Annotated in this window: 21 protein-coding genes; 10 read left to right on the plus strand and 11 right to left on the minus strand. The window is 56.3% G+C overall.

Going from position 1 to position 22,690, the window contains the following annotated elements; all coding sequences use genetic code 11:
* Positions 1-74 precede the first annotated feature (74 nt).
* Positions 75-368 carry a hypothetical protein gene (locus ACVDG9_RS12180; RefSeq protein WP_447238080.1) on the plus strand — a complete coding sequence of 98 codons (294 nt, stop codon included), beginning with the start codon at positions 75-77 and terminating at the stop codon, positions 366-368.
* A gap of 23 nt (positions 369-391) precedes the next feature.
* On the opposite strand, the gene ACVDG9_RS12185 is transcribed toward ACVDG9_RS12180, so the two are convergent.
* The gene (locus ACVDG9_RS12185) at positions 392-727 is read right to left on the minus strand and encodes a TraR/DksA family transcriptional regulator (RefSeq protein ID WP_447238081.1); all 336 of its coding nucleotides are present in this window, start codon (positions 725-727) and stop codon (positions 392-394) included.
* Positions 728-814: 87 nt separating this feature from the next.
* On the minus strand, positions 815-1,828 hold the full coding sequence (locus ACVDG9_RS12190; protein WP_447238082.1) for a zinc-binding alcohol dehydrogenase family protein: 1,014 nt from the start codon (positions 1,826-1,828) through the stop codon (positions 815-817).
* Positions 1,829-1,934: 106 nt separating this feature from the next.
* Between ACVDG9_RS12190 and ACVDG9_RS12195 the strand changes: the two genes are divergently transcribed.
* Complete coding sequence (locus ACVDG9_RS12195; protein ID WP_022998664.1) at positions 1,935-2,339, plus strand: winged helix-turn-helix transcriptional regulator; 405 nt, start codon at positions 1,935-1,937, stop codon at positions 2,337-2,339.
* Between the two features lie 518 nt (positions 2,340-2,857).
* Here the strand turns inward: ACVDG9_RS12195 and ACVDG9_RS12200 are convergent.
* Positions 2,858-3,493, minus strand: coding sequence for a MarC family protein (locus ACVDG9_RS12200; protein ID WP_022998662.1), 636 nt, complete (start codon positions 3,491-3,493; stop codon positions 2,858-2,860).
* 301 nt (positions 3,494-3,794) lie between these two features.
* Here ACVDG9_RS12200 and gyrA point away from each other — a divergent pair, with 301 nt between their 5' ends.
* Positions 3,795-6,527, plus strand: a complete 2,733-nt coding sequence (gene gyrA / locus ACVDG9_RS12205; protein WP_447238306.1) for a DNA gyrase subunit A — start codon at positions 3,795-3,797, stop codon at positions 6,525-6,527.
* 94 nt (positions 6,528-6,621) lie between these two features.
* Here gyrA and ACVDG9_RS12210 read toward each other — a convergent pair whose 3' ends face one another.
* Complete coding sequence (locus ACVDG9_RS12210; RefSeq protein ID WP_022998660.1) at positions 6,622-7,038, minus strand: hypothetical protein; 417 nt, start codon at positions 7,036-7,038, stop codon at positions 6,622-6,624.
* Positions 7,039-7,203: 165 nt separating this feature from the next.
* Between ACVDG9_RS12210 and coaD the strand changes: the two genes are divergently transcribed.
* The 5 genes from coaD to tgt all read left to right on the plus strand — a co-directional run bounded on the left by coaD (position 7,204) and on the right by tgt (position 11,240).
* On the plus strand, positions 7,204-7,710 hold the full coding sequence (gene coaD, locus ACVDG9_RS12215; protein WP_022998659.1) for a pantetheine-phosphate adenylyltransferase: 507 nt from the start codon (positions 7,204-7,206) through the stop codon (positions 7,708-7,710).
* 40 nt (positions 7,711-7,750) lie between these two features.
* On the plus strand, positions 7,751-8,290 hold the full coding sequence (locus ACVDG9_RS12220; protein ID WP_022998658.1) for a peptidylprolyl isomerase: 540 nt from the start codon (positions 7,751-7,753) through the stop codon (positions 8,288-8,290).
* Between the two features lie 53 nt (positions 8,291-8,343).
* Positions 8,344-8,808 (plus strand): peptidylprolyl isomerase, encoded by a 465-nt coding sequence (locus tag ACVDG9_RS12225; RefSeq protein ID WP_208984268.1) that lies wholly within the window; start codon positions 8,344-8,346, stop codon positions 8,806-8,808.
* Positions 8,809-9,002: 194 nt separating this feature from the next.
* On the plus strand, positions 9,003-10,076 hold the full coding sequence (queA, locus tag ACVDG9_RS12230; RefSeq protein WP_447238083.1) for a tRNA preQ1(34) S-adenosylmethionine ribosyltransferase-isomerase QueA: 1,074 nt from the start codon (positions 9,003-9,005) through the stop codon (positions 10,074-10,076).
* Positions 10,077-10,085: 9 nt separating this feature from the next.
* The gene (tgt, locus tag ACVDG9_RS12235; RefSeq protein ID WP_447238084.1) at positions 10,086-11,240 is read left to right on the plus strand and encodes a tRNA guanosine(34) transglycosylase Tgt; all 1,155 of its coding nucleotides are present in this window, start codon (positions 10,086-10,088) and stop codon (positions 11,238-11,240) included.
* A gap of 36 nt (positions 11,241-11,276) precedes the next feature.
* Here tgt and ACVDG9_RS12240 read toward each other — a convergent pair whose 3' ends face one another.
* From ACVDG9_RS12240 to galU, 3 genes are all read right to left on the minus strand, one after another.
* A complete protein-coding gene (locus ACVDG9_RS12240) occupies positions 11,277-11,711 on the minus strand; it encodes a DUF4864 domain-containing protein (protein WP_447238085.1) in 435 nt (144 codons plus the stop codon).
* A 185-nt stretch (positions 11,712-11,896) separates the two neighbouring features.
* Positions 11,897-13,201 carry a nucleotide sugar dehydrogenase gene (locus ACVDG9_RS12245; protein ID WP_447238086.1) on the minus strand — a complete coding sequence of 435 codons (1,305 nt, stop codon included), beginning with the start codon at positions 13,199-13,201 and terminating at the stop codon, positions 11,897-11,899.
* Positions 13,202-13,313: 112 nt separating this feature from the next.
* The gene (gene galU / locus ACVDG9_RS12250; protein WP_022998652.1) at positions 13,314-14,207 is read right to left on the minus strand and encodes a UTP--glucose-1-phosphate uridylyltransferase GalU; all 894 of its coding nucleotides are present in this window, start codon (positions 14,205-14,207) and stop codon (positions 13,314-13,316) included.
* 393 nt (positions 14,208-14,600) lie between these two features.
* Between galU and kdsA the strand changes: the two genes are divergently transcribed.
* The gene (gene kdsA / locus ACVDG9_RS12255; protein ID WP_447238087.1) at positions 14,601-15,449 is read left to right on the plus strand and encodes a 3-deoxy-8-phosphooctulonate synthase; all 849 of its coding nucleotides are present in this window, start codon (positions 14,601-14,603) and stop codon (positions 15,447-15,449) included.
* Between the two features lie 141 nt (positions 15,450-15,590).
* Positions 15,591-16,865 (plus strand): phosphopyruvate hydratase, encoded by a 1,275-nt coding sequence (gene eno, locus ACVDG9_RS12260; RefSeq protein ID WP_031268504.1) that lies wholly within the window; start codon positions 15,591-15,593, stop codon positions 16,863-16,865.
* A 75-nt stretch (positions 16,866-16,940) separates the two neighbouring features.
* Here eno and ACVDG9_RS12265 read toward each other — a convergent pair whose 3' ends face one another.
* The 4 genes from ACVDG9_RS12265 to ACVDG9_RS12280 all read right to left on the minus strand — a co-directional run bounded on the left by ACVDG9_RS12265 (position 16,941) and on the right by ACVDG9_RS12280 (position 22,458).
* The gene (locus tag ACVDG9_RS12265; RefSeq protein ID WP_031268503.1) at positions 16,941-17,615 is read right to left on the minus strand and encodes a DsbA family oxidoreductase; all 675 of its coding nucleotides are present in this window, start codon (positions 17,613-17,615) and stop codon (positions 16,941-16,943) included.
* Between the two features lie 120 nt (positions 17,616-17,735).
* The gene (locus ACVDG9_RS12270) at positions 17,736-18,818 is read right to left on the minus strand and encodes a PleD family two-component system response regulator (protein ID WP_447238088.1); all 1,083 of its coding nucleotides are present in this window, start codon (positions 18,816-18,818) and stop codon (positions 17,736-17,738) included.
* A 112-nt stretch (positions 18,819-18,930) separates the two neighbouring features.
* Positions 18,931-20,562 carry an AMP-binding protein gene (locus tag ACVDG9_RS12275; protein ID WP_447238089.1) on the minus strand — a complete coding sequence of 544 codons (1,632 nt, stop codon included), beginning with the start codon at positions 20,560-20,562 and terminating at the stop codon, positions 18,931-18,933.
* A gap of 24 nt (positions 20,563-20,586) precedes the next feature.
* Positions 20,587-22,458: an extracellular solute-binding protein gene (locus tag ACVDG9_RS12280; RefSeq protein WP_447238090.1), complete on the minus strand. Its 1,872-nt coding sequence runs from the start codon at positions 22,456-22,458 to the stop codon at positions 20,587-20,589.
* Positions 22,459-22,690: the final 232 nt, after the last annotated feature.

Consider the following 22,690-nt stretch of genomic DNA (forward strand, 5'->3'; position numbering starts at 1 on the left):
CCATCTTCGATGACAGGTCGCGTCTCGGTTTCAGTGGATGCATTAGCTATGATTGTCACGGTGCAGGACAACGTGTGACGCAGGAAGTGTTTCACGGGCACACATGGCGGGATGATCCCGGACTTACGGAACGGATGGGAGAGGCGCTTTCCGTCCTGCGGCAAATTCATGAGAAACTGCTGCTCCTGGCAGCGGCTGAAAAACTTCCGCTTGGTATCGGGGAACGACAAGCACTAGTCGAACTGCAGATGCAGCTTGCTCCGCAGTCAGACTGGACGGAATCTCGGCTGAAGGCGTTCCCGCTGGTTGAGATTTCACGAAAAGTGTCGGATTTCCTGACAGGCTTGCGTCGACATTTCGAGCGATAGGCCTGAGAGTGAAATGTGTGCCCTTATCTTGCGCATTTGATACAGAATGCTGCGGCCGGGTCCACCTGTAGCCGTTTCACGGAAATCTCTTCACCGCACTCCACGCAGTCACCGTATTCGCCAGCTTCCAACCTTGATAAGGCCGCGTCGATTTTCTGGATTGTCGCCCGGCGCTGCCGTTCGGATGCCTGTGCCATCGCTTGTCCTTGAAGCGCGTCCATACGCGACAATCGACCGACTGATTGCTGATCTAGCTCCACCGTGGCACGGGCTTCCCCGGACAATTCGCTCAATGTTTCAAGTTCGAACTTGAGCGACAAGAGCTTGATCCGAATGTCTTCAACGTTGTGTTCCGCCATCTCCAAGCCTCCAGCGAAAGCATGAAGACGGCGGCCTGATTGTGCAAGAGGACGTAAGTGTCACCTGTTAAACGGCATCACTTGATCCTAAAACCCGGCAAGAACGATTTTCCCAATGGTTTTGTTGCTTTCAATCTTCTGATGCGCCACGCGCAGATTATCTGCATTGATGGGTTCAATCACTTCCGTCAATGTGGTCTTGAGCTTGCCTGCATCAACAAGGTCAGCGACGTTGTTCAACAGCTTGCGTTGCTCATCCATATCTGTCGTCTGGTACATGGAACGGGTAAACATCATCTCCCAGTGGATCGATATCGCCTTCAGTTTGAAGGGCCCAATGCTGACGTTGTCGGGATCGTCGATGAGCAGAAAACGGCCCTGTGGCGCGATCAGTTCTGCAATATCGTTCACGTGTTGCTCTGTGTGCGTTGTCGAGAAAACATAGCCGGGGGCTTCCAGTCCCAGAGCTTCGATCTGAGGCGCCATCGGTTTTGAATGATCGAGAACATGATGCGCACCAAGCTCGCTTACCCAGGAACGGCTCTCCGGTCTTGAAGCAGTTGCGATAATCGTCATGTTCGTCAATTGGCGGGCAAGTTGAACCGCAATGGAACCGACGCCTCCCGAACCGCCAATGATCAGGAGAGTGTTCGAACCAGCCGGAACCGCGTCCTTCACCTTGAGCCGGTCGAACAGGGCTTCCCAGGCGGTGATTGCCGTTAAGGGCATGGCTGCTGCCTCGGCAAAACTCAGGCTCGTGGGTTTGCGGCCCACAATGCGTTCATCAATGAGATGGTACTCCGAGTTGGTTCCGTCCCTGGTGATGTCGCCGGCATAATAGACCTCATCGCCCACCTTGTAGCTGGTAACGTCAGGCCCCACTTCGGCGACGATCCCTGCCGCGTCGTATCCAAGGACGACGGGCACGCCGTTTTGCGAAGATCGGGATTGCCGCACCTTGGTGTCGACTGGGTTGACCGCAACAGCCTTGACCTCAACGAGAAGATCCTTTCCGGAAGGCACCGGCCTTGGTAGGTCGAGATCAGTCAACGACTTCGGGTCATCAATAGGAAGTGGTTCAAAAAATCCGATGGCACGCATGCTGTGTTCTCCTGATTTGCGTACCAATCAAATTGATCATAAAATTGTTTGGCGCAAGAATGCACAATTCTAGCCGTAACTGACAAAAAAGAACCTTAGGCACAAAATGGATACCGTTAGGAAATCAGGACCCAAACTGGTCAAGGACGTTTATGGCTGCCATCCGGGCTGTGCTGTCGAAGCAGCGCTCAGTTTGATCGACGGCAAGTGGAAAGGCGTCATTCTGTTCCTGTTGATGGAAAAAGAAGTCATGCGCTTCAACGAGTTCCAGAAAGCGCTTCCGGACATCACACAACGGATCTTGACCGCTCAACTCCGTAGTATGGAAGCTGACGGGTTGATCGTGAGGACCGTCTATCCTGTTGTTCCGCCGAAGGTTGAATATCAACTGACCGACCTTGGCGTGTCGCTGGAGCCGGTGGTGAAGGCCCTTGCACGCTGGGGGAACGAAAACAAGACGCTCTGGCCAAAAGGGTTTAAACGGGACAGCCACCTTCAGCAGGCAGGCTGACGTTTTTCCAGGCAGATGAGTTTCGTTTGTCGCTCGCAAACCATTGAGCCTCCTGACGCATTCGTGACTTTGTCAATCCACGGCCCGTTGCGAGGATGCTCCCGCGAAATCCAAGGGAGAAATGCGTCATGAACCTAAGATGTTCGACAGCGCTTGCGGTGTTGCTCCTGTCCTTAGTGTTCGGAGCCTGCTCAGCACGGGCAGGTGAGGTCGAGATTGTCTCGGCAAAAGCAACCGGATCTGCAGGCACATGGACCTTCGCAGTAACTCTCAGGCATGACGATACGGGTTGGGATCACTACGCCGACCTCTGGCAGGTCTTTACGCCAGACGGAGAATTTTTAGGCGAGAGAGTGCTCCTTCACCCCCATGTCGACGAGCAACCCTTCACGCGATCCCAATCGGGCATCACGATCCCAGAGGGCGTGTCACAGGTCATCATCCGAGCACGAGACACGGTGCACGGTGTTTCGCCACAAGAATACAAGTTGAACCTGGACCGTTAAGCGTTGCCTCAGTCAGGTGCGGATAAAGGCCAAAATGCCATCCGCAACGAATTGTACGGATAGAGCTGCCAACAGCACGCCGAGAAGACGGGTGATAACCAGCTGTGCGGTTTCTCCCAGGAGCCGTTCAATCTTGTCAGCCAAGAGAAAGGCACCCATGCAACTCAGCAGGATGATCGCGATGACGCCGCCGAGGCCTGCATAGGCGAGGGTATCCGGAGCCTGACTGGACAACAGGATGATCGCGGAGATTGCCGCAGGTCCCGAAATAAGGGGTATCGCCAAAGGAAAGATGGCGAGTTCATTGATCGTTCCATGATGCGCTTCCGATTCCATCGCCTTTTCGGCGGTTTCGGTTTTACGCGCCTGCCGCTTGCCGAAAATCATCTCGATCGCGATCAGGAACAACAGGATGCCTCCGGCGACCCTGAAAGCGGAAACGGAGATGCCGAGTACATTCAGCACCGTCTGTCCGGACGCATAAAAAACAAGGAGTATGGCCGCCGCCGTAATGGTTGCCCGAATGGCGACCTTGCGCCTGTCGTGCTTGCTCATTCCAGCCGTGATTGCAAGAAACATCGGGGCCAGGCCGACCGGATCAATGGTGACAAATAGGGTCGCGAAGGCGTTGATGTAGTAGTCGAGCATGGCGATTCCCGGACCGGTTTTTAAGGCGCTTTTGTCGCCTTACTATAGTGCTTTGCGAGGTGGTGGCATGTTCTCAGGCCAAATGATTTTCGGCCCCTGTGTATACTCCTCGTAAGGCATTGAAATTAAACCTCTATTACTTAGGTGGAAAAGCGCCGAGAATTTGGAGCGGCGTCTTGAATCGGATATAAAAGAGCAAGCAATAACAATGAAATGAGTGTCTTCCTTGGCTGACCAGGACAACAGCACGCCCACTGACGGTCTTCCGTCCGATATCAAACCGGTCTCCATCGTCGATGAAATGAAGCGCAGCTATCTCGATTACGCGATGAGCGTGATCGTGTCGCGTGCGCTGCCTGACGTCCGCGACGGCCTCAAACCGGTTCACCGGCGCATTCTCTACTCGATGCACGAAAACGGCTACGAGTGGAACAAGCCCTATCGCAAGTCGGCCCGCGTGGTCGGTGACGTCATGGGTAAGTATCACCCGCATGGCGACAGCGCGATTTACGATGCGCTGGTGCGCATGGCGCAGAATTTCTCGCTGCGACTGCCGTTGATTGACGGGCAGGGCAACTTCGGCTCCATCGACGGCGATCCAGCCGCGGCCATGCGCTACACTGAGTGCCGTCTCGAAAAAGTCGCCCACAAACTGCTGGACGATATCGACAAGGAGACGGTCGACTTTCAGGAAAACTACGATAACTCCGAGAGCGAGCCCGTCGTCCTTCCTGCCAAGTTCCCGAACCTCCTCGTCAACGGTGCCGGCGGTATCGCGGTCGGCATGGCAACCAACATTCCGCCGCACAACCTGGGCGAAGTGATCGATGCCGCCATTGCCGTGATGGAAAATCCGGCGATGTCACTCGAAGAACTGATGCAGATCGTTCCAGGCCCGGATTTCCCAACGGGTGGCATGATCCTCGGTCGGTCGGGTATCCGTAGTGCCTATGAAACGGCTCGCGGTTCGATCGTCATGCGGGCGAAAGTCGACGTCGAGGAAGTACGCAAGGACCGGACGGCACTGATCGTCACGGAAATCCCGTATCAGGTCAACAAATCGACGATGATCGAGAAGATTGCCGAACTGGTGCGCGACAAGCGTATTGAGGGCATCTCGGACATCCGTGACGAGAGCGACCGCTCGGGCATGCGGGTCGTGATCGAGCTGAAGCGCGATGCGGTTCCGGACGTGATCCTGAACCAGCTCTACCGTTTCAGTCAGTTGCAGACATCGTTCGGTGCCAACATCGTTGCTCTGAACGGCGGCAAGCCGGAGCAGATGAACCTCTCCGACATGCTGCGCGCCTTCGTCTCCTTCCGCGAGGAGGTGATCCAGCGACGCACACGCTACCTGCTGAAGAAAGCCCGTGACCGTGCCCACATCTTGGTGGGCCTGGGCATTGCTGTTGCCAACATTGATGAAGTCATCAAGCTCATCCGCAGCGCACCGGACCCGGCAACGGCGAGAGCGCAGCTGATGGAGCGCAACTGGCCGGCAAAGGATGTTGAATCGCTCATTCTTCTGATCGACGATCCGCGCCACATGGTGCAGGACGACGGCACCTACAAACTGTCAGAAGAACAGGCACGAGCCATTCTCGATCTGCGTCTGCAGCGCCTGACGGCGATGGGCCGCGATGAAATCGAGGAAGAACTCAACAAGATCGGTGCGGAAATTTCCGACTATCTCGACATCCTGCGCTCCCGGGCCAGGATACAGGAGATCGTTCGCAACGAAATGCTTGAGATCAAGGAAGAATTTGCAACTCCGCGCCGAACCGAAATCATCGAGGGCGGCGCCGATTTCGACGAAGAAGACCTGATCCAGCGCGAAGACATGGTCGTGACCGTGTCTCACGGTGGCTACATCAAGCGCGTGCCGCTGGCGACCTACCGTGCACAAAGACGCGGAGGCAAGGGCCGGTCCGGCATGGCGACCAAGGACGAGGATTTCGTCACCAGGCTGTTCGTCGCCAATACCCACACACCGGTGCTGTTCTTCTCCTCGCGCGGCATCTGTTACAAGATGAAGGTGTGGCGTCTTCCACTCGGTGGACCGACCTCGCGCGGAAAGGCATTGATCAACCTGCTACCTCTCGAACAGGGCGAACAGATCACCTCGATCCTGCCATTGCCGGAAGACGAGGACAGCTGGGCAAACCTGGATGTGATGTTCGCGACCATTCGCGGCACCATCCGGCGCAACAAACTGTCCGATTTCGTCAACATCAACCGCAACGGCAAGATTGCCATGAAGCTGGAAGACGGTGACGGGATTGTCGGCGTCGACACCTGTTCTGAACATGACGATGTTATGCTGACGACCAACTTCGGTCAGTGTATCCGCTTCCCCGTAACGGATGTTCGTGTCTTCGCTGGTCGTAATTCTGTCGGGGTGCGCGGAATTCGTCTGGCCGATGAGGATCGTGTGATCTCCATGCAGATCCTGCACCACATCGATGTGACGGCAGAAGAGCGCGCCGCTTACCTGAAGCTTTCCCGTGCAATGCGTGGTGAAGCAGATGAGAACGGTAATGGTGCAGATGAAGAGGGCGTAGTTGCCGGCGATCTGCCTCAGGAACGCTACGCTCAGATGAGTGCAGCCGAGCAGATCATCCTGACCATCTCTGAAAACGGCTACGGCAAACGGACGTCTTCGTTCGAGTACCGGGTCACCGGCCGAGGCGGCAAAGGCATCACGGCCATGGCTGTCAACAGCCGGAATGGCGGACTGATCTCGTCTTTCCCTGTCGAAGACAGCCACCAGATCATGCTGGTGACGGATGGTGGACAGTTGATCCGCTGTCCGGTGGACGGTATCCGCATCGCCGGGCGTGCGACCCAGGGCGTGATCGTCTTCAAGACGGCAGCCGACGAAAAGGTCGTTGCGGTCGAAGGGATCTCCGAAGTCGATGAAGACGACGTCCTCGAAGACGCCCTGGAAGGAGAAGCTGAAGGTTCAGCTGAACCGGGTGAGAATGAAGCCGGGAACGATTCCGCCGATGGAGATGAAACGCCTCCGGAAGCCTGATCTCTGATTGGCTAGACCTGAAAACGACAACAGCGGCCAGGGTGGAACCTGAGCCGCTGTTTGCCGTTACGGGGAGGGAGGTCTGAGACGAAGCTCAGTTGGCCACGGGGTAACGGGCCAGAATTGTTTCATTTACGGTGGGTGCCGTTTTTTCGACGGTGACGAAGGACACGTTGCGAACACGGTTCGCACCGGTCAGTGCCGCTGCACAGTCTTCGCTCCAGGCGCCCCAAGCTTGTGTTTCACATGCTTTTGATGCCGGAATTTGCACAGCGCGGTCGGACTTGGTGGAAGCAAGTCCCTGCGTTGCCAGGCTGGTCAGACCTTCTGCCTGAGACGCTTTGCTCGGGTGCATGCTCATCATGCCTGCGGCAATCATCGTCAACAACGCCAGAACGAAAATAGCGGCCATCTTGAATTGTCCGGCCGGATCGATTGCCTTCGCCTGAAAGGCAAAAGGACGTACCGCGATAGCCGTTGCGGTCCGGTCGATTGTAGTAGTGCTCCTCATGATGCTGGCTCCTGCTCACGCCAATTGATTTCGATGGAGCCACTTTGACCTAGGTTTGCAAAGAGAGTTGTGACGGTCGTCACACAATGTCAGTTACTGGCAAAAGAAGCGTTCATGCCTGCGTTCTACTTGTTAGGCAGGTGCAGGCAGAGTAAGGAAGGTGCCATGAATCGTATTGCGCTTTATCCTGGATCCTTCGATCCCGTCACCAATGGCCACATGGATATATTGCGTCAGTCGCTTGCGCTGGCGGACAAGGTGGTGGTTGCCATCGGCATTCACCCCGGCAAGTCTCCCCTGTTTTCCTTCGAGGAACGGGTCGAATTGATCCATGCGTCGGCTCGTTCGGAATTCACTCCGGAGGAAGCTGAACGGATTGATGTCATCGCCTTCGACAATCTGGTCATCGAAACGGCACGCCAGCAAAACGCCGCTTACCTGGTTCGCGGTCTGCGGGACGGGACGGATCTTGACTACGAGATGCAGATGGCAGGCATGAACGGCACGCTGGAACCTGACATTCGTACGGTATTTCTTCCGGCTTCCCCAAACGTGCGCCACATCACGGCCACCTTGGTACGTCAAATCGCGAAGATGGGCGGAGAAATTTCCGCTTTTGTGCCGGAACCGGTTGCCGAACCATTGAGATCGCGCGCGAAACCCGGCGCGTAATTCAAAGCCAAGCTCTAGACCTGAACCTTAGGAGTCTCCAGTGTCGCGCTTTTTTGCAATTTTTGCCGTTCTGGCTTCACTTCTGATCCTGCCTTCGGCCGCCAGTGCCCAAGGCACCGATCCGGAAAACACAATTTATCTCGATTTGAAGGACGGACGCGTCGTCATACAGCTTCGTCCGGACCTTGCTCCGGCTCACGTCGAGCGGATCAAGAAGCTTTCCCGCGAAGGGTTTTACGACGGTATCGTCTTCCATCGCGTCATCGATGGCTTCATGGCCCAGACCGGTGACCCGACGGGCACCGGCACGGGCCGTTCCAGCGAACCTAACCTGAAGGCTGAGTTTTCCAACGCACCGTTCAAGCGTGGCACGCTCGGCATGGCGCGTTCCGCTAGCCCGGACAGCGCCAATTCCCAGTTTTTCATCATGTTCGGCGATGGCGACTGGCTGAATGGCCAGTACACCGTATTCGGTGAAGTCGTCGACGGTATGGAATTCGTCGACAACATCACCCGCGGCGAACCGCCGGCAAATCCGGACAAGATCATCAAGATGCAGGTCGCCTCGGACGCACAATAACGTTCACGCGACTACAATTTCGAAAATACCCAAGGAGATACTCGATGGCTGAAATCAAAGACGCCGAAAACACCCTTCTCATGGAAACCAGCCAGGGACCGGTTGTTATCGAACTGAAGCCGGACCTCGCGCCGACGCATGTCGCACGCATCAAGGAACTGGTCCGCGAAGGTTTTTACGACGGCATCGTGTTTCACCGCGTAATCGACGGCTTCATGGCACAGACCGGCTGCCCGCAGGGCACTGGCACTGGTGGTTCCGGCAAGAAATTGAAAGCGGAATTCAGCAATGAGAAGCACGTGCGCGGCACATGCTCCATGGCTCGCGCAATGGACCCGAACTCCGGTGACAGCCAGTTCTTCATTTGCTTTACCGATGCACCCTGGCTCGACGGTCAGTACACCGTCTGGGGTGAAGTGATCGAAGGCATGGACAATGTCGACAAGATCAAGCGTGGCGAACCGGTTTCCAACCCGGATAATATCGTCTCCTTGAAAGTGGCGGCCGACGCGGCCTGAACCACCTGAAAGTGGCTTTAACGATGCAGCGCGGATCAGTCATCCGCGCTGTTTTGTTTTGGATGTACCCTCAGACGGTTGACCTGCTCCGCCGTCGCCAGTAAGAGCCGCTGACTGAAAGTCCGGTTGCCGCTCTGGTATGGAATGGCGCCGCACCCCGAAACCTTCCAGAGATCCGTCAGTAGCAAATCACCATGCGTGTCGACCAATTCGACTTTGTTCTTCCCAACGAGCGGATCGCCTTGCGCCCGGCTCGGCCACGTGATTCCGCTCGCATGCTTGTCGTTAAACCAGGTGCTGAACCTGAACTGTCCGACACGGGTGTTCGCGAATTGCCGCTGTTGCTGAAGCCCGGTGATGCGCTGGTCTTCAACGATACCAAGGTGATACCCGCACAGCTTGAAGGAACACGCCTGCGAGGAGACATTACCGCGGGCATCGGGGCGACGCTGCACATGCGCACCGGGCCGGACCGCTGGAAGGCTTTCGTCCGGCCGGCAAAGAAGTTGCAAGTTGGCGATACTGTCCTTTTCGAAGGGTTCGGCACACGGCTAACGGCGGAAGTGACCGAAAAGGGTGATAGCGGTGAAGTACTGCTGACTTTCGACCGGTCCGGACCTGATCTCGACATTGCAATCGCATCCGTTGGACACATACCCTTGCCACCGTATATTGCGCAAAAGCGTGGCGAAGACGACCAGGATCGCAAGGACTATCAGACGATATTTGCCGAAAAGGACGGTGCCGTTGCCGCACCGACAGCGGGTCTTCATTTTACGCCTGAACTGCTGAAGGCATTGAGCGAGCGCGGTATCGAACAGCACCGCGTAACACTGCATGTCGGAGCCGGCACCTTTCTGCCGGTAAAGGCGGAAGACACGGCAGATCACAAGATGCACGCAGAATGGGGCGAAATCTCCGAAGAGACTGCCGCTGCACTTTTGGCCGTCAAGGCAAGGGGTAACAAGGTTGTCAGCGTCGGCACGACATCCCTGCGGATCCTTGAAAGCTCCGCCCAGGCAAGTGGCGCCATCGCCGCCTTTGCGGGTGAAACCTCGATCTTCATAACGCCCGGCTATCGCTTCAAGGCGATCGACGCGTTGATGACCAACTTCCATCTTCCGCGTTCTACGTTGTTCATGCTGGTGTCGGCTTTTTCGGGTTTGGACACGATGCGGCGTGCCTATGCACACGCTATTTCTCAGGAATACCGTTTTTACAGCTATGGCGACGCTTCCTTGCTTTTCCCGCAGGAAGGCGCTGTCTGAGGACCAATCATGACCGAAAAATCCGGCAAGACCTTCAGCTTCAAGCTGATCACCACGGACGGCGCGGCGCGGCGCGGCGAAATCACGACGCCTCACGGTGTCGTGCGCACACCCGCTTTCATGCCGGTGGGCACTCAGGCAACTGTGAAGGCGATGTACCCGGAACAGGTGCGGGAAACCGGTGCAGACGTGGTTCTCGGCAATACCTATCACCTGATGCTTCGCCCGACTGCCGAACGGGTCGCCAGACTTGGCGGACTGCACACCTTCATGAACTGGCCTCACACGATCCTGACGGACAGCGGCGGGTTTCAGGTGATGTCGCTGGCTCAGCTGCGGAAACTGGATGAAGACGGTGTGCGTTTCCAAAGCCACATTGACGGTCAGAAGTACCATCTCACACCGGAACGTTCAGTCGAGATACAGGGACTTCTCGGGTCAGATATCCAGATGCAGCTGGACGAGTGCATCAAGTTGCCGAGCCCCCGTGAAGAAGTCCAAAGAGCTATGGAGCTGTCTCTCAGATGGGCAGAACGCTCTCGCAACCAGTTCGAAGCCATGGGTGGACCAGGAAAAGGGCAGGGGCTTTACGGTATCGTTCAGGGTGGCGATCAACCCGACCTTCGTATTCGCTCGGCAGAAGAACTCGGCAAAATGCCGTTTGAAGGTTATTCGGTTGGCGGTCTGGCCGTTGGTGAACCTCAGGACGTCATGCTGAGCATGCTCGACATCACGACGCCAGTTATGCCGATGGACAAGCCACGTTACCTGATGGGCGTTGGGACACCGGACGATCTTCTGGAAAGCGTGAAGCGCGGGATTGATCAGTTCGATTGCGTGATGCCGACCCGCGCAGGACGTCACGGTCTCGCCTATACGCGCTATGGCAAGGTCAACCTCAAGAATGCCCGTCACCAGGACGACCCGCGCCCGCTGGACGAGGCGAGCACCTGTCCCGCGTCTAGCGTCTACAGCAGAGCCTATCTGCACCATCTGGTGCGGGCTGGCGAAGGACTGGCCGGCATGCTGCTCACCTGGAACAACATCGCCTACTATCAGTACCTGATGCAGGGCATGCGCGACGCGATCGAGGCCGGATCGTTCGAAGACTTCTACTCAAAGACCAAGGAAGACTGGGCGCGCGGCGATATTGCCGCGCTGTAACCCGGCACACTCAATCCAGGCTCAGGCTGAAACTGACTAGGCGGAAAATCCGTCCGCTTTCGTCAGATAGCAGCCGGAAATCTTCCAAATGCCGTCATCCTGTTGCTCGAAACTGTAGAGAGCCAACCAGTTTTGGCCATTTGGGCCGGTTACATAGACTTCCTGCGTTGGTCCGAGCTTGGTCATTTTTGACCGGCCGAACGTCACGCTTTGAGGCTTGTAAACTGGCTGGTAGCCTTGCCGCACCATTTCCATGAAGAACTCTGGCGTTTGAAACCGCTGTTGCAAGGAACTGGTTGCGAACGAGAAGGCTGCCTGGGCATTACCCGTCGCAAAGGCACTCATCTGATTTTTGATGATCTTGTGAAAGGCACTGCTGTCGAGGCCTTCTTCGGCGCGGACAGACCCTGTAGCCAGCAACGCGCTGACGCCGGCCACCGCCACCATCTTCCAGAAACGAGCATGAGCCATGTTCGGTGTCTCCTTTCCTGAAACCCGAATAGTATACGGCTCGAAACCCTTTTCAGATTGCTAAAATACGAGCAAACCCTTGCCGCAATTCCCGGCAGTTTGATCCGTTTTTTAGCAGACCTTGAACTGCGAATTCTCGTCACGCGTATCGCGGAACAACAAAACCGGGAAATAGTCCTGTAGAATCAAAGGCGCCAGAGCTGGATTCCCTCCGGACAAGTGGAGCGATCCAAAAGCGCCGGTATATCAGCGACCAAGCCGCGTTGATCTTTCAGAACGTCTTTCAGGACCTGCCAACCGGTTTCATCCTGGAAAAAATGCCGATGCGGGACCGCAAGTACGGCAACGTCCGCAGCATCGAGGTCTTCTTCCCGGGTGAGGGTGATTCCATATTCGGCCGCAACCTCATCGGGATGTGCAAGTGGATCACAGACCTGAACACGGGCTCCAAACTTTTCCAGCTCCCTGATGAGATCGACGACCTTGGAATTACGGGTATCAGGCACATTTGCCTTGTAGGTAATGCCGAGAACGACAACTTTCGGAGGCATGGGCATGCCAAGCTTCACGCTTTCCTGGATGATCTTGCCTGCAATAAATGCCGGCATTGCCTCGTTGGTACCGCGACCCGCCAGAATAACCTGAGGTGTCATGCCGATCTCGTGTGCCTTGTGGGTCAGGTAATAGGGATCGACACCGATGCAGTGCCCACCGACCAGTCCCGGCTGAAACGGCAGGAAGTTCCATTTGGTCGAAGACCCCTTCAACACGTCCCGGGTATCGATGCCCATCTGGTGGAATAGCATCGCCAGTTCGTTCATGAGAGCAATATTGAGATCGCGTTGCGTGTTCTCAATCACCTTCGCCGCTTCCGCTACGCGGATCGACGGAGCAAGGTGAATGCCGGCCGTGACAACCGCTCCATAGAGCGTATTGAGCGTTTCGGCTGTTTCCGGGCTGGAACCCGAAACGATTTTGGTGATGTCAGCAAAGCCTCGCTCGGTATCGCCAGGATTTATGCGCTCTGGCGAATAACCGACGGCAAAATCCCTGTTGAAGAGCAGCCCCGATTCCGTCTCGAGGACGGGAACAGCGATCTCTTCGGTTGCCCCTGGATACACGGTAGATTCAAAGACAACGATGGCCCCTGGTTTCAGATTGCGGCCGACGGTTGCCGCTGCGTTTCTGAAAGGCGAAAGGTCTGGTCGTTTGGCGTGATCGACAGGTGTCGGCACGGCCACGATCAAGACATCCCTATCGCTCAGATCCTTTTCGTTGTTGGAAAATACCAGCGTTTCCTGCTGCAAATCCGCGTCATCGACAGACGACGTGCTGTCCTGACCGCTGCGCAACTCGTGCAAGCGGTTTTCGTTTATATCGAACCCGAGAACGTCAAAACCCTTCGCAGCGAAGGCCACCGCCACGGGCAGACCGACATAACCCAGACCGATAACCGCGATCTTGGTGGAGTGAATGGAATTGTCGTGCATGAGGCATCCGGGATTGGAGCAAACGGAAAGGGCCGGGTCTTGCGCAAGACCCGGCCCACTCCTAAAGGCTTCTGGCGAACCTTTTCAAGTCCGCAGTGAAAACGATCGCAGATTATTCGGCGGCCAAAGGCTTGCGAATGATCTCTTCCATGAACGGAACCAGTTCCCGAGCAAGTTTCGGATCGTCCATGCCGAATGCGATATTGGCGCTCAGGAAGCCGGCCTTGTTACCGCAGTCGTAGCTCCGACCCTCGAACTTGAGCGATGCGAAGTGCTGTTCCTTCATCAAGGCCAGCATGCTGTCGGTCAACTGGATCTCGCCACCTGCACCTTTGCCCTGGTTGGACAGGAGATCGAAAATTTCCGGCTGAAGAATGTAGCGGCCGGTGATCATCAAATTGGAAGGCGCCGTACCGGGGGCAGGCTTTTCGACCATGTTTGAGATCTTGTGCGCATTTGCACCGAGTTCTCCGTCGAGTTCCACAATGCCGTACTGATCTGTCTGGTCTTCGGGAACTTCTTCCACGGCGATGATGTTGCCACCCGTATTTTGATAGAGGTCTACCATCTGCTTGAGGCAGCTGACCTGAGACTTGATGATCACGTCCGGCAACAGAATGGCAAAGGGCTCGTTGCCGATAATATCGCGTGCACACCAGATAGCGTGGCCGAGGCCAAGCGGGGCCTGCTGACGGGTGAAGGAAGTGGCACCCGGAACCGGGCGGTGCTTTTCAAGCAGTTCCAGAGCAGCAGTCTTGTTTCTCGCCTTGAGGGTATCTTCCAGCTCATAGGCCATATCGAAATGGTCTTCGATAACCTGTTTGTTTCGCCCGGTGACGAAAACGATATGTTCGATACCTGCGGCCCGTGCTTCATCCACCACATACTGGATGATCGGACGGTCAACGATCGTCAGCATTTCCTTCGGTACTGCCTTGGTCGCGGGCAGAAACCGAGTGCCAAGACCTGCCACGGGCAGGATCGCTTTGCGAATGGGCTTGTTCATGTCAGGCCTTCCGATGGTCTACAAATACGAACTCAATCTTCTTTTACCCACTAATAGTCTCATGAGCCGTCGAATACACGTTCTAAACTCAGATCGTCCGCGGGCGCGACGTTGCATTTAGCCCAAGTGGCAATCAGCCGGACCCTCAGGCCTTTGGCCGGTTGCAAGCTTGTGCACTGCAATACTAACGCAATAACTTCGACAAAGTGATCATTTTATGTCGGGCTGAGACTACACACTTTTAAATCGATTTAAGACCTGTCCGCTTTCCGCCAGAGCGATGTTGCGGGCAGGCAAAAAGAACGCTATGGAACTCCGCAAGTTCCAAGATCGGACTTGTTTCCTGAACGAGTTGGCGCGCTCAAGCGACAACCGCATGGCATAAGGTGGAAAATGACCGAGGCAAACCGCGTAGTTTCCGTTGGCAATGTAACCTTCAGCAATGATGCGCCTTTCAGCCTCATTGCCGGCCCGTGCCAGCTTGAAAGCCGCGAACACGCACTGGAATGCGCAGCCGCGATCAAGGAAATTACGGATCGTCTCGGTATTGGCGTCATTTACAAGACTTCTTACGACAAGGCCAACCGGACATCTCTCGCAGGAAAACGGGGTGTTGGCATGGAAGAAGCCATGCCGATCTTTACCGAAGTGAAGGAAAAATTCGGCATGCCGGTCTTGACCGATGTGCATAGCCCTGAGCAATGCGCACCGGTTGCGGAAGTTGTCGATGTCCTGCAGATCCCGGCATTCCTCTGCCGCCAGACCGACTTGCTTGTGGCAGCAGCAAAGACCGGCCGCGTGGTCAACATCAAGAAAGGCCAGTTCCTGGCGCCCTGGGACATGAAAAATGTTCTGGGGAAAGTGACCGGTTCGGGCAATGCCAATGTCATGTTGACCGAACGCGGTGCCAGCTTCGGCTACAACACGCTTGTTACCGATATGCGCTCGCTGCCAATCATGGCACAGACCGGTGCGCCGGTCATTTTTGATGCAACACATTCCGTGCAGCAACCGGGCGGGCAGGGCGCTTCCACCGGCGGCGACCGGACAATGGTACCCGTTCTTGCGCGTGCTGCAGTGGCCGTGGGTGTTGCAGGTCTCTTCATCGAAACGCACCCTGATCCGGACAACGCGCCGTCCGATGGACCGAATATGGTGCCGCTCGATCAACTCGAAGCGTTGCTGGCCCAGTTGAAGGCGCTCGACAACGTCGTCAAGGCACCGGCAGCCGCTGCAGAATAGTCAATTTCAGCCGCACCTCGTGTGCGGCTTTCCTTTGAGGGGCAAGAGCTCCGGAAAAACGCCGGTACTCCGGCTTCCAAACGGCCGGATTTTCTCCGGCAGACCGTCAATTCAGGTGCATGCGACAAGGGAGTTCTTTCCATGACCGCCATTATCGATGTTATCGGCCGTCAGATCTTTGACAGCCGTGGTAACCCGACCGTTGAAGTCGACGTTTTCCTGGAGGACGGTTCCTTCGGCCGGGCTGCCGTTCCGTCCGGAGCTTCCACCGGTGCACACGAAGCCGTCGAATTGCGCGATGGCGGTGACCGCTTCATGGGCAAGGGTGTCCAGAATGCAGTTGATGCCGTGAACGGAGAAATCTTCGAGACCGTTGGCGGTCTGGACGCTGAAGATCAGCTTCAGATCGACCAGGCCATGATCGATCTCGACGGTACTCACAACAAGTCGCGTCTTGGCGCCAACTCCATACTGGGCGTATCGCTTGCTGTAGCCCGCGCCGCTGCCCAGGCGTCCGGTCTGCCGCTCTACCGCTATGTCGGCGGCACGTCTGCACGCACGCTTCCGGTTCCCATGATGAACATCATCAATGGCGGAGCGCATGCCGACAATCCGATCGATTTCCAGGAATTCATGATTATGCCGGTGGGCGCCGAGTCCCTTGGCGATGCCGTGCGCATGGGTTCTGAAATTTTCCACACCTTGAAAAAGGCACTGAACGCAGCCGGTCACAACACCAATGTTGGTGACGAAGGCGGCTTTGCTCCCAATCTGGAATCGACAGACGCAGCTATCGGCTTCGTCATGAAGGCGATCGAAACCGCCGGCTACAAGCCAGGCGAAGATGTCTTCCTGGCACTGGACGCGGCATCGACCGAGTTCTTCAAGGACGGCAAATATGTGCTGGAAGGTGAAGGCAAGACGCTGGCTCCTGAGGAAATGGCAAAATATCTCGCCGATCTCGTTTCCCGCTACCCGATCATCTCGATCGAAGACGGTCTGGCAGAAGACGACTGGGACGGCTGGAAAGCGACGACCGACCTTATCGGCAACAAGTGCCAGCTGGTCGGCGACGACCTGTTCGTCACCAATTCCGAGCGTCTGCGCAAGGGGATCGACCTCGGCGTTGCCAACTCGATCCTGATCAAGGTCAACCAGATCGGTACGCTGTCCGAAACGCTGGACGCCGTCGAGACCGCACACAAGGCAGCCTACACTGCTGTGATGTCTCACCGCTCGGGCGAGACCGAGGACAGCACCATTGCTGACCTCGCGGTTGCCACCAACTGCGGCCAGATCAAAACCGGTTCACTCGCACGGTCCGACCGGCTCGCAAAGTACAACCAGCTCATCCGTATCGAGGAAGAACTGGGCGCACAGGCGGTTTATGCAGGCCGTTCCATTCTGCGCGGCTGATCTTTTCAGGTCATCAAAATCAGAAAAGCCCCGCATTCGTGCGGGGCTTTTTTGTTTCGGCAACTCAAGCTGCTTTTAATTGGAAACTGCTGCTTGTGGATCGGTCCGTGTTTCATCGGCATGCAGAAGCGCTGCGGCAATTGTTTCCGGTTTTTCGGCACCTGCCAGAACAAACCTGCCATCGATAATGAAACATGGCACACCTGTGATCCCGGACTTTTGAGCATTGGCAATCTGGGCCTCGACCTTGTCGAGATCGGTTTCGGTTCCCAATAGATGCTCCACCAGATCGGACTGCATCCCCGCTTCCTCGGCAATTCGCACAAGAACCTCGGGGCGTGTCAGATCTTCTCCGTTCAGGAAATAGGCCTTGAACAAAAGCTCCACGACTTCGTCCTGAAGATCGTCGTCACGTGACCAAAGGATCAGTCTGTGGCAATCAAGGGTATTCGGCGACAAGGTGATATCATCAAAAGCAAAGTTGATGCCTTCCTCCTGTCCCGCTGCACGGATTTGTTTGTAGAACGTGTCCGCCCGCTCCAGACCACCGAACTTGTCACTCAGATACTGTTTTCTGTCCTTGCCAGACTTCGGCAAGGTGGCGTCAAGCTGAAAGGGGTGCCAACGAACCAGCACATCGAGCTGCGGAACCGACTTCAAGGCCGCTTCAAGGCGTCTTTTTCCAATGAAGCACCAGGGGCACATTACATCGGATACGACATCGACGGTAAGGGCGGATGATAGGGTCATCGGACATCCAGAACGTTGGAGATATTTTTGTCAGGCTAAAGACTCTGACAAATATGCCAACCCCAAATTCGCGGCAGTGTTAAGGCAATAGACAAAAGACCCATACAGACCAGCGTCTGTTCACAGAACAGTGTGTGTGAGGATCGAGCTGATCCGCTTCTGCAGCCTTGTCGTGCCAGCCTCGTTCTTCAAGACGGCAACCGGCCCGAAGTCCTTCACCAGGCAGACAAGATCCTCGTCCCGGCTCGTGGCGTCCGCGATGGACAGCAAGGTCGTGTTGATGTCTTCAAGTTCTTCAGCGGAAGTGACGGCAATGCCGAAGTTTTCAGGCTGAAGCCTCATTTCCCAAAGATCGAGGCCGCGCGCCGCAAGGCCATTGCTGCAGGCTTCGAGATAATTCGTGTATTCATCAACGCCAAGTCCGCCCTGATGGACCTGCTGGCGCAACCACATGTGGCTTTCCGCAAGCACCCTGTCTGCAAGACGGCGCCTTTTGCCGAAACGGGTGGCGGAGTTTAGACGGCGGGCGAGGGTTTCCTTACGGTTTTCTCCAACCAGCACGTCCGAAGCTCCGTTTCGGAACAGTTGAACGAGATCTTCCTCCCGCTCACAGACCGCCAGAACCGGCAACCCCGCGAAACGGGCATCCCTGCGGATCTGCTGCATATAGTCGACGGCATCTTCAAAGGGCGCATCAATGACCACGGCGTCAAATGCGCGCTTGGACATAAACTCGACGGCCATACTGCCGTCGAATGCACCGACAACCTCGACCTTTTCTTCACTGGCGTCCTGCCATTCCAGAAACCGACCGCTCAGACCAACGACAAGCAGGCTGCTGGTTCCTGAATGATGCGGAGCGCTCCCGAAACCCGGAATCCTGCCAAAAATACGTCTGCGAAGTTGGGCTTCCTCTGACCGAAGCAATGCACGCTGATGAATGCATATCAACATCAGCAGGACTTCATCGGGAACGACCTTGTCGATGATTGCAGTCGGTTGCAGACCGGGAGGCAGAATATCGTCGCTGCCGGTGAGGATGTAGAAAGGGACTTCACTTGCCAGGAGTCTGATTTGCGGAAGCAGCCAGGAAAAGAATTCGTCTCTGCGGTCGTTTTCCAGGATGCTGATATCAACCACGATCGCTGCGGGCAGCGCCATGGGCAGCTTGCTGCGACGGTCGAACATGCTGATAAGCGACACGTCTAAATCTTCTGGCGCATCACCATTGCTGCTCCGCCTTGGCCGACGTCCCGCATACCAATACGGGCCGCGCCAGGAAAGCGAGGTTTCAACATCCATTCCTTATCCCCACCTACGCCACGGCAGCAGGCAATCGCTGTGTCCGCATGGTCAGCCGTTCCCGGCTGATGGTTCCATCCTCGTTCCGCGGCAGAGACTGTAAAATCAACACGCGATGGGGGATCTTGGCAAGGTCCACGCCTTCGGCATCCAGATACGCGAAAAAGGCACCCGCATCAGGAACGTTCCCGGCCTCGGGTACAAGCGCTGCGTACATCCTGGCTCCGAGGAGAGGATCTTCCACTATGAAGGCGGCAGCTTCCTTGACGCCCGGGTACCCTGCGTAGACAACATCCACCGTTTCAAGGTTGCCGGTGCCAAGGGCATAGTGGCCCGGGATACCAAAACCTGCGATGCCGCCATCCGTCAGTTCAACCTTGATGTTGGTATTCAGAAAACCGGTTCCTTCCCAGCGGACACGCCGCTGGTCACCATTGATGGTTCGCCACCCGACATCGGGAACCATGGGGCCCTTCACCAGAAGCGTTGGAGCTTGCGTATCCACCTCGTCGGTGACCGCAATCTCAAGTAGGGCTGGCCCGCTTTCACACCCGATCGGCCCGCTATGCTTTCCCAGCGCGGTGGCCTTCATCTTCGCCGAGGGACCTCGCGCCTTGGCAACGAGTGCGAATTCGTCAGCGATGTGAAGATCGATCAGACGGCGCCTCGCAACGAAAGTCGTCGGGTGCGGGGCCGCAATATTCCAGGCTGCAAGTAGCGTCGTCTTGGTGTTTTCAAGTTTACGGTCGAGCGTCTGTGCCAGTGGCCCGGGTGTCATGACGATATCCGCCTGAACCTCGTTGGCATGAGCGGCAAGATTGGCAAGTGAAGTCGGGTGGTGCAGATGCAAGGTGCCGCCGGTCAGCAACCATGGAACCAGTCCTCCACCCAGGCCGGTCAAGCCACTGAGCGAATAGGGGAGGACCATCACGCTGGCATCGCGCACATGAGCTTCCTGCACGATCATATGTGCGACCGATACCCAATGGTTATGACAGCGGGTAACCGGAACGTTTTCCTCGCCGCTTCGGCTCCAGCAGATGGTCGCGGTGTGGTCGGCCGGATCAGGGCGCTCACTCGGAGTGAACTTCAGATCGTCACCCATTTCGGCAAGCATCGGCCCCAATTCAATCAATCCATCGGGAACGTCCTTGCCAAGGCCGAAAACAAACCGCAACGAGAACAGGTCTGCAGCAACATCGCGTGCGGCAACGCCAACCTCGCGTGTTTCTACCCGGTCGGCCGCGACAAATCCCTTGGCGCCTATGGAGTTCAAGGCTTCCAGAACGTTCTTCTGCCGCCAGTGCAATGGCAAGGGAGAAATGATCAGATCTGCTCGCAGGGCGGCCAGGATCGCGATTACGGTATCGACCGTGTTGGGAGCCTGGACACCGACGACATGATCGGATGACAGCCCGACGGTAGTGTAGAAAGCGGCAAGACGATCAATTTCCCGATCGGCTTCGGCATAACTCAACGCTCGGGGAGCACCACCTGTCCAGGTAGCCCTGTCGGGAGCATCAACCAGCGCAAGCCGGTCGGGGTGTTCTGCGGCTGTCTTGCGGAACAATTCATCAAGCGGCACATCGGACCAGGCTCCGCTTTCATGATACTCCGTGGACAGGCTTTCAGGCGTGGCTTTCATTTCGTTTTTCGTCCATTGGTCCGATTATTGCGCCGTGGCCGACCACCAGGTGTCGTACTCGTGGCCGTAAAGCGACTCGTTTTGCGGCGGAACGATCTGCTTCCAGTGCGCCACCCAATCGTCCGCGACATGATAAAGCGGGACAGCGTAGGCTCCCGAAATCAGAACGCGGTCGAATGCGCGAACGGCGGCCACGAAGTCATCGCGGCTTCTTGCTCCGACAATCTCGTCGATCATCGCATCGATCGCCGGTTCATGTGCGCCCACAAAGTTGAAGGATCCTTCCGTTTCCGCTGCTTTTGATGACCAGCGCCCATATTGCTCGGCGCCAGGGGACAGCGAGGAGAACCAGGTGTTGAACACCATATCAAACTCGCGTTTCGTCCTGCGGTCTTCGAATTGCGACGGATCTACACTGCGTACGCTTGCGGATACGCCGAGCAACTCAAGAGTACGGATATAGGCAAGAGCCAGCTTTTCTTCGTCCTCATTCTTGGCAAGAATTTCAAACGAAAGCTGATTGCCGTTTTCGGAGTGCAGGAGCTTTCCGTCCTTGAGCCTGTAACCGGCCTTGCCGAAGGCTTCCAGCGCCGCCCGCAGCACTTTTCTGTCACGTCCTGAACCGTCTGCTTCCGCCGGACGCCAGGTGCCGTCCATCACCTCGGGATCGACGGCGTCAGGGAAGGGAGCCAGCAATTCCTTTTCCCGGTCGCTTGCCGGACGGCCGATCGATGAAAGCTCGGAATTGTCCCAGTACCCTGCCGTGCGCGTGTAAAGTCCGTAATAGAGATTGCGGTTCACCCATTCAAAATCGAACAGCATGCGCAAGGCCTTGCGCACGGCCGGGTCGGAGAACTGGTCTTTGCGGGTGTTGAATGCGATGCCCTGCATGGCGGCCGGAATCCCGAGCGGAATTGCCCGCTTGAGAACATCGCCATTTTTCACTGCCGGAAAATCAAGCCCCGTTGCCCAACGGGCGGGGTCCCGGAACTGCAGCGCCTGGACCAGGCCCTTCTTGAAGGATTCCTGCAAGGTCGTCTCGTCGCGGAAATATTCCACCCGGATCTCGTCGAAGTTGTCGAAGCCAGCTTTGACAGGCAGATCCTTGGCCCAATAGTCCGGGTTCTTCTCATAAACGACGAGCCTGCCTGGCTCGATCGTCTTGAAGGTGTACGGCCCTGTGCCGATGGGCGGGTTCAACGACGATTTGTCGAAATTCTCCGCATCCGTGGCTGCCTTGGAATAAATTGGAGCCAACGCGATCAACAGCGGCAGTTCGCGATTGTCACCGTTTTCGAATACTAACTTCAGCCGGTTGGGTGCGGTCACCTGCTTCTCGGTGATAGCCGCATACCAGTTTCGATAAGGCGGGCGCCCCTTGTCGCGGATCACTTCCAGAGAAAAGATGACGTCATCGACTGTGACTGGTGTCCCGTCGGAAAACCTTGCATCCGGATTAAGCTCGAACTCGATCCACTCCCGGCTGTCCGGCATGCGCACACGCTGAGCCAGAAGACCGTAAAGGGAAAAAGGTTCCGCGTAGGAGCGGACCATCAGGCTTTCCAGAATGTTGTTGCCGAATTCACGTTCGCGCATTCCACGTGCCGAGGTCCAGCCGCCTTGAACAATGAACGAATTCAGGCTGTCGAAGGTTCCCTGTACACCAAGTGTGATTGTGCCGCCCTTGGGCGCAGCGGGGTTGGCATAGGGAAATGGTTCGTCAGGTCCAAGTGCAGGTGTCCCGTGCATGGCGATGGCATGCGTCCAGGGCACGTTTTCATCGTCCGCGCTGACGGGCAGGCTGATTGCCAAGGCAAGCAGGCATGCAGACGAGGTTGCCGAACCGATCGCCTTGCCGGCATGAAAAAGAAGACCGGAAACTATCGAACTACGCATCACCACCGCCGGAGATTCTGTTGATTCTCAGCGATTACAGTAGCACAGGGTTCCTACGGACGCGCCCGGGACAAGCAACAAACCGCAAGATATTCAGGTTTCAATTCGCCAACAGGGGTGCGTTGCAAATCGGCCACCCTCTCGCCCAAATTAAGTGTCTTACCATGGTTTCACGGTTTGAATGTCGTTACGGGCCTTGCGGTTGGTTCCGGAATGGCTCAGAACAACGCGA

It is taken from the genome of Roseibium sp. RP-7, from assembly GCF_053005225.1.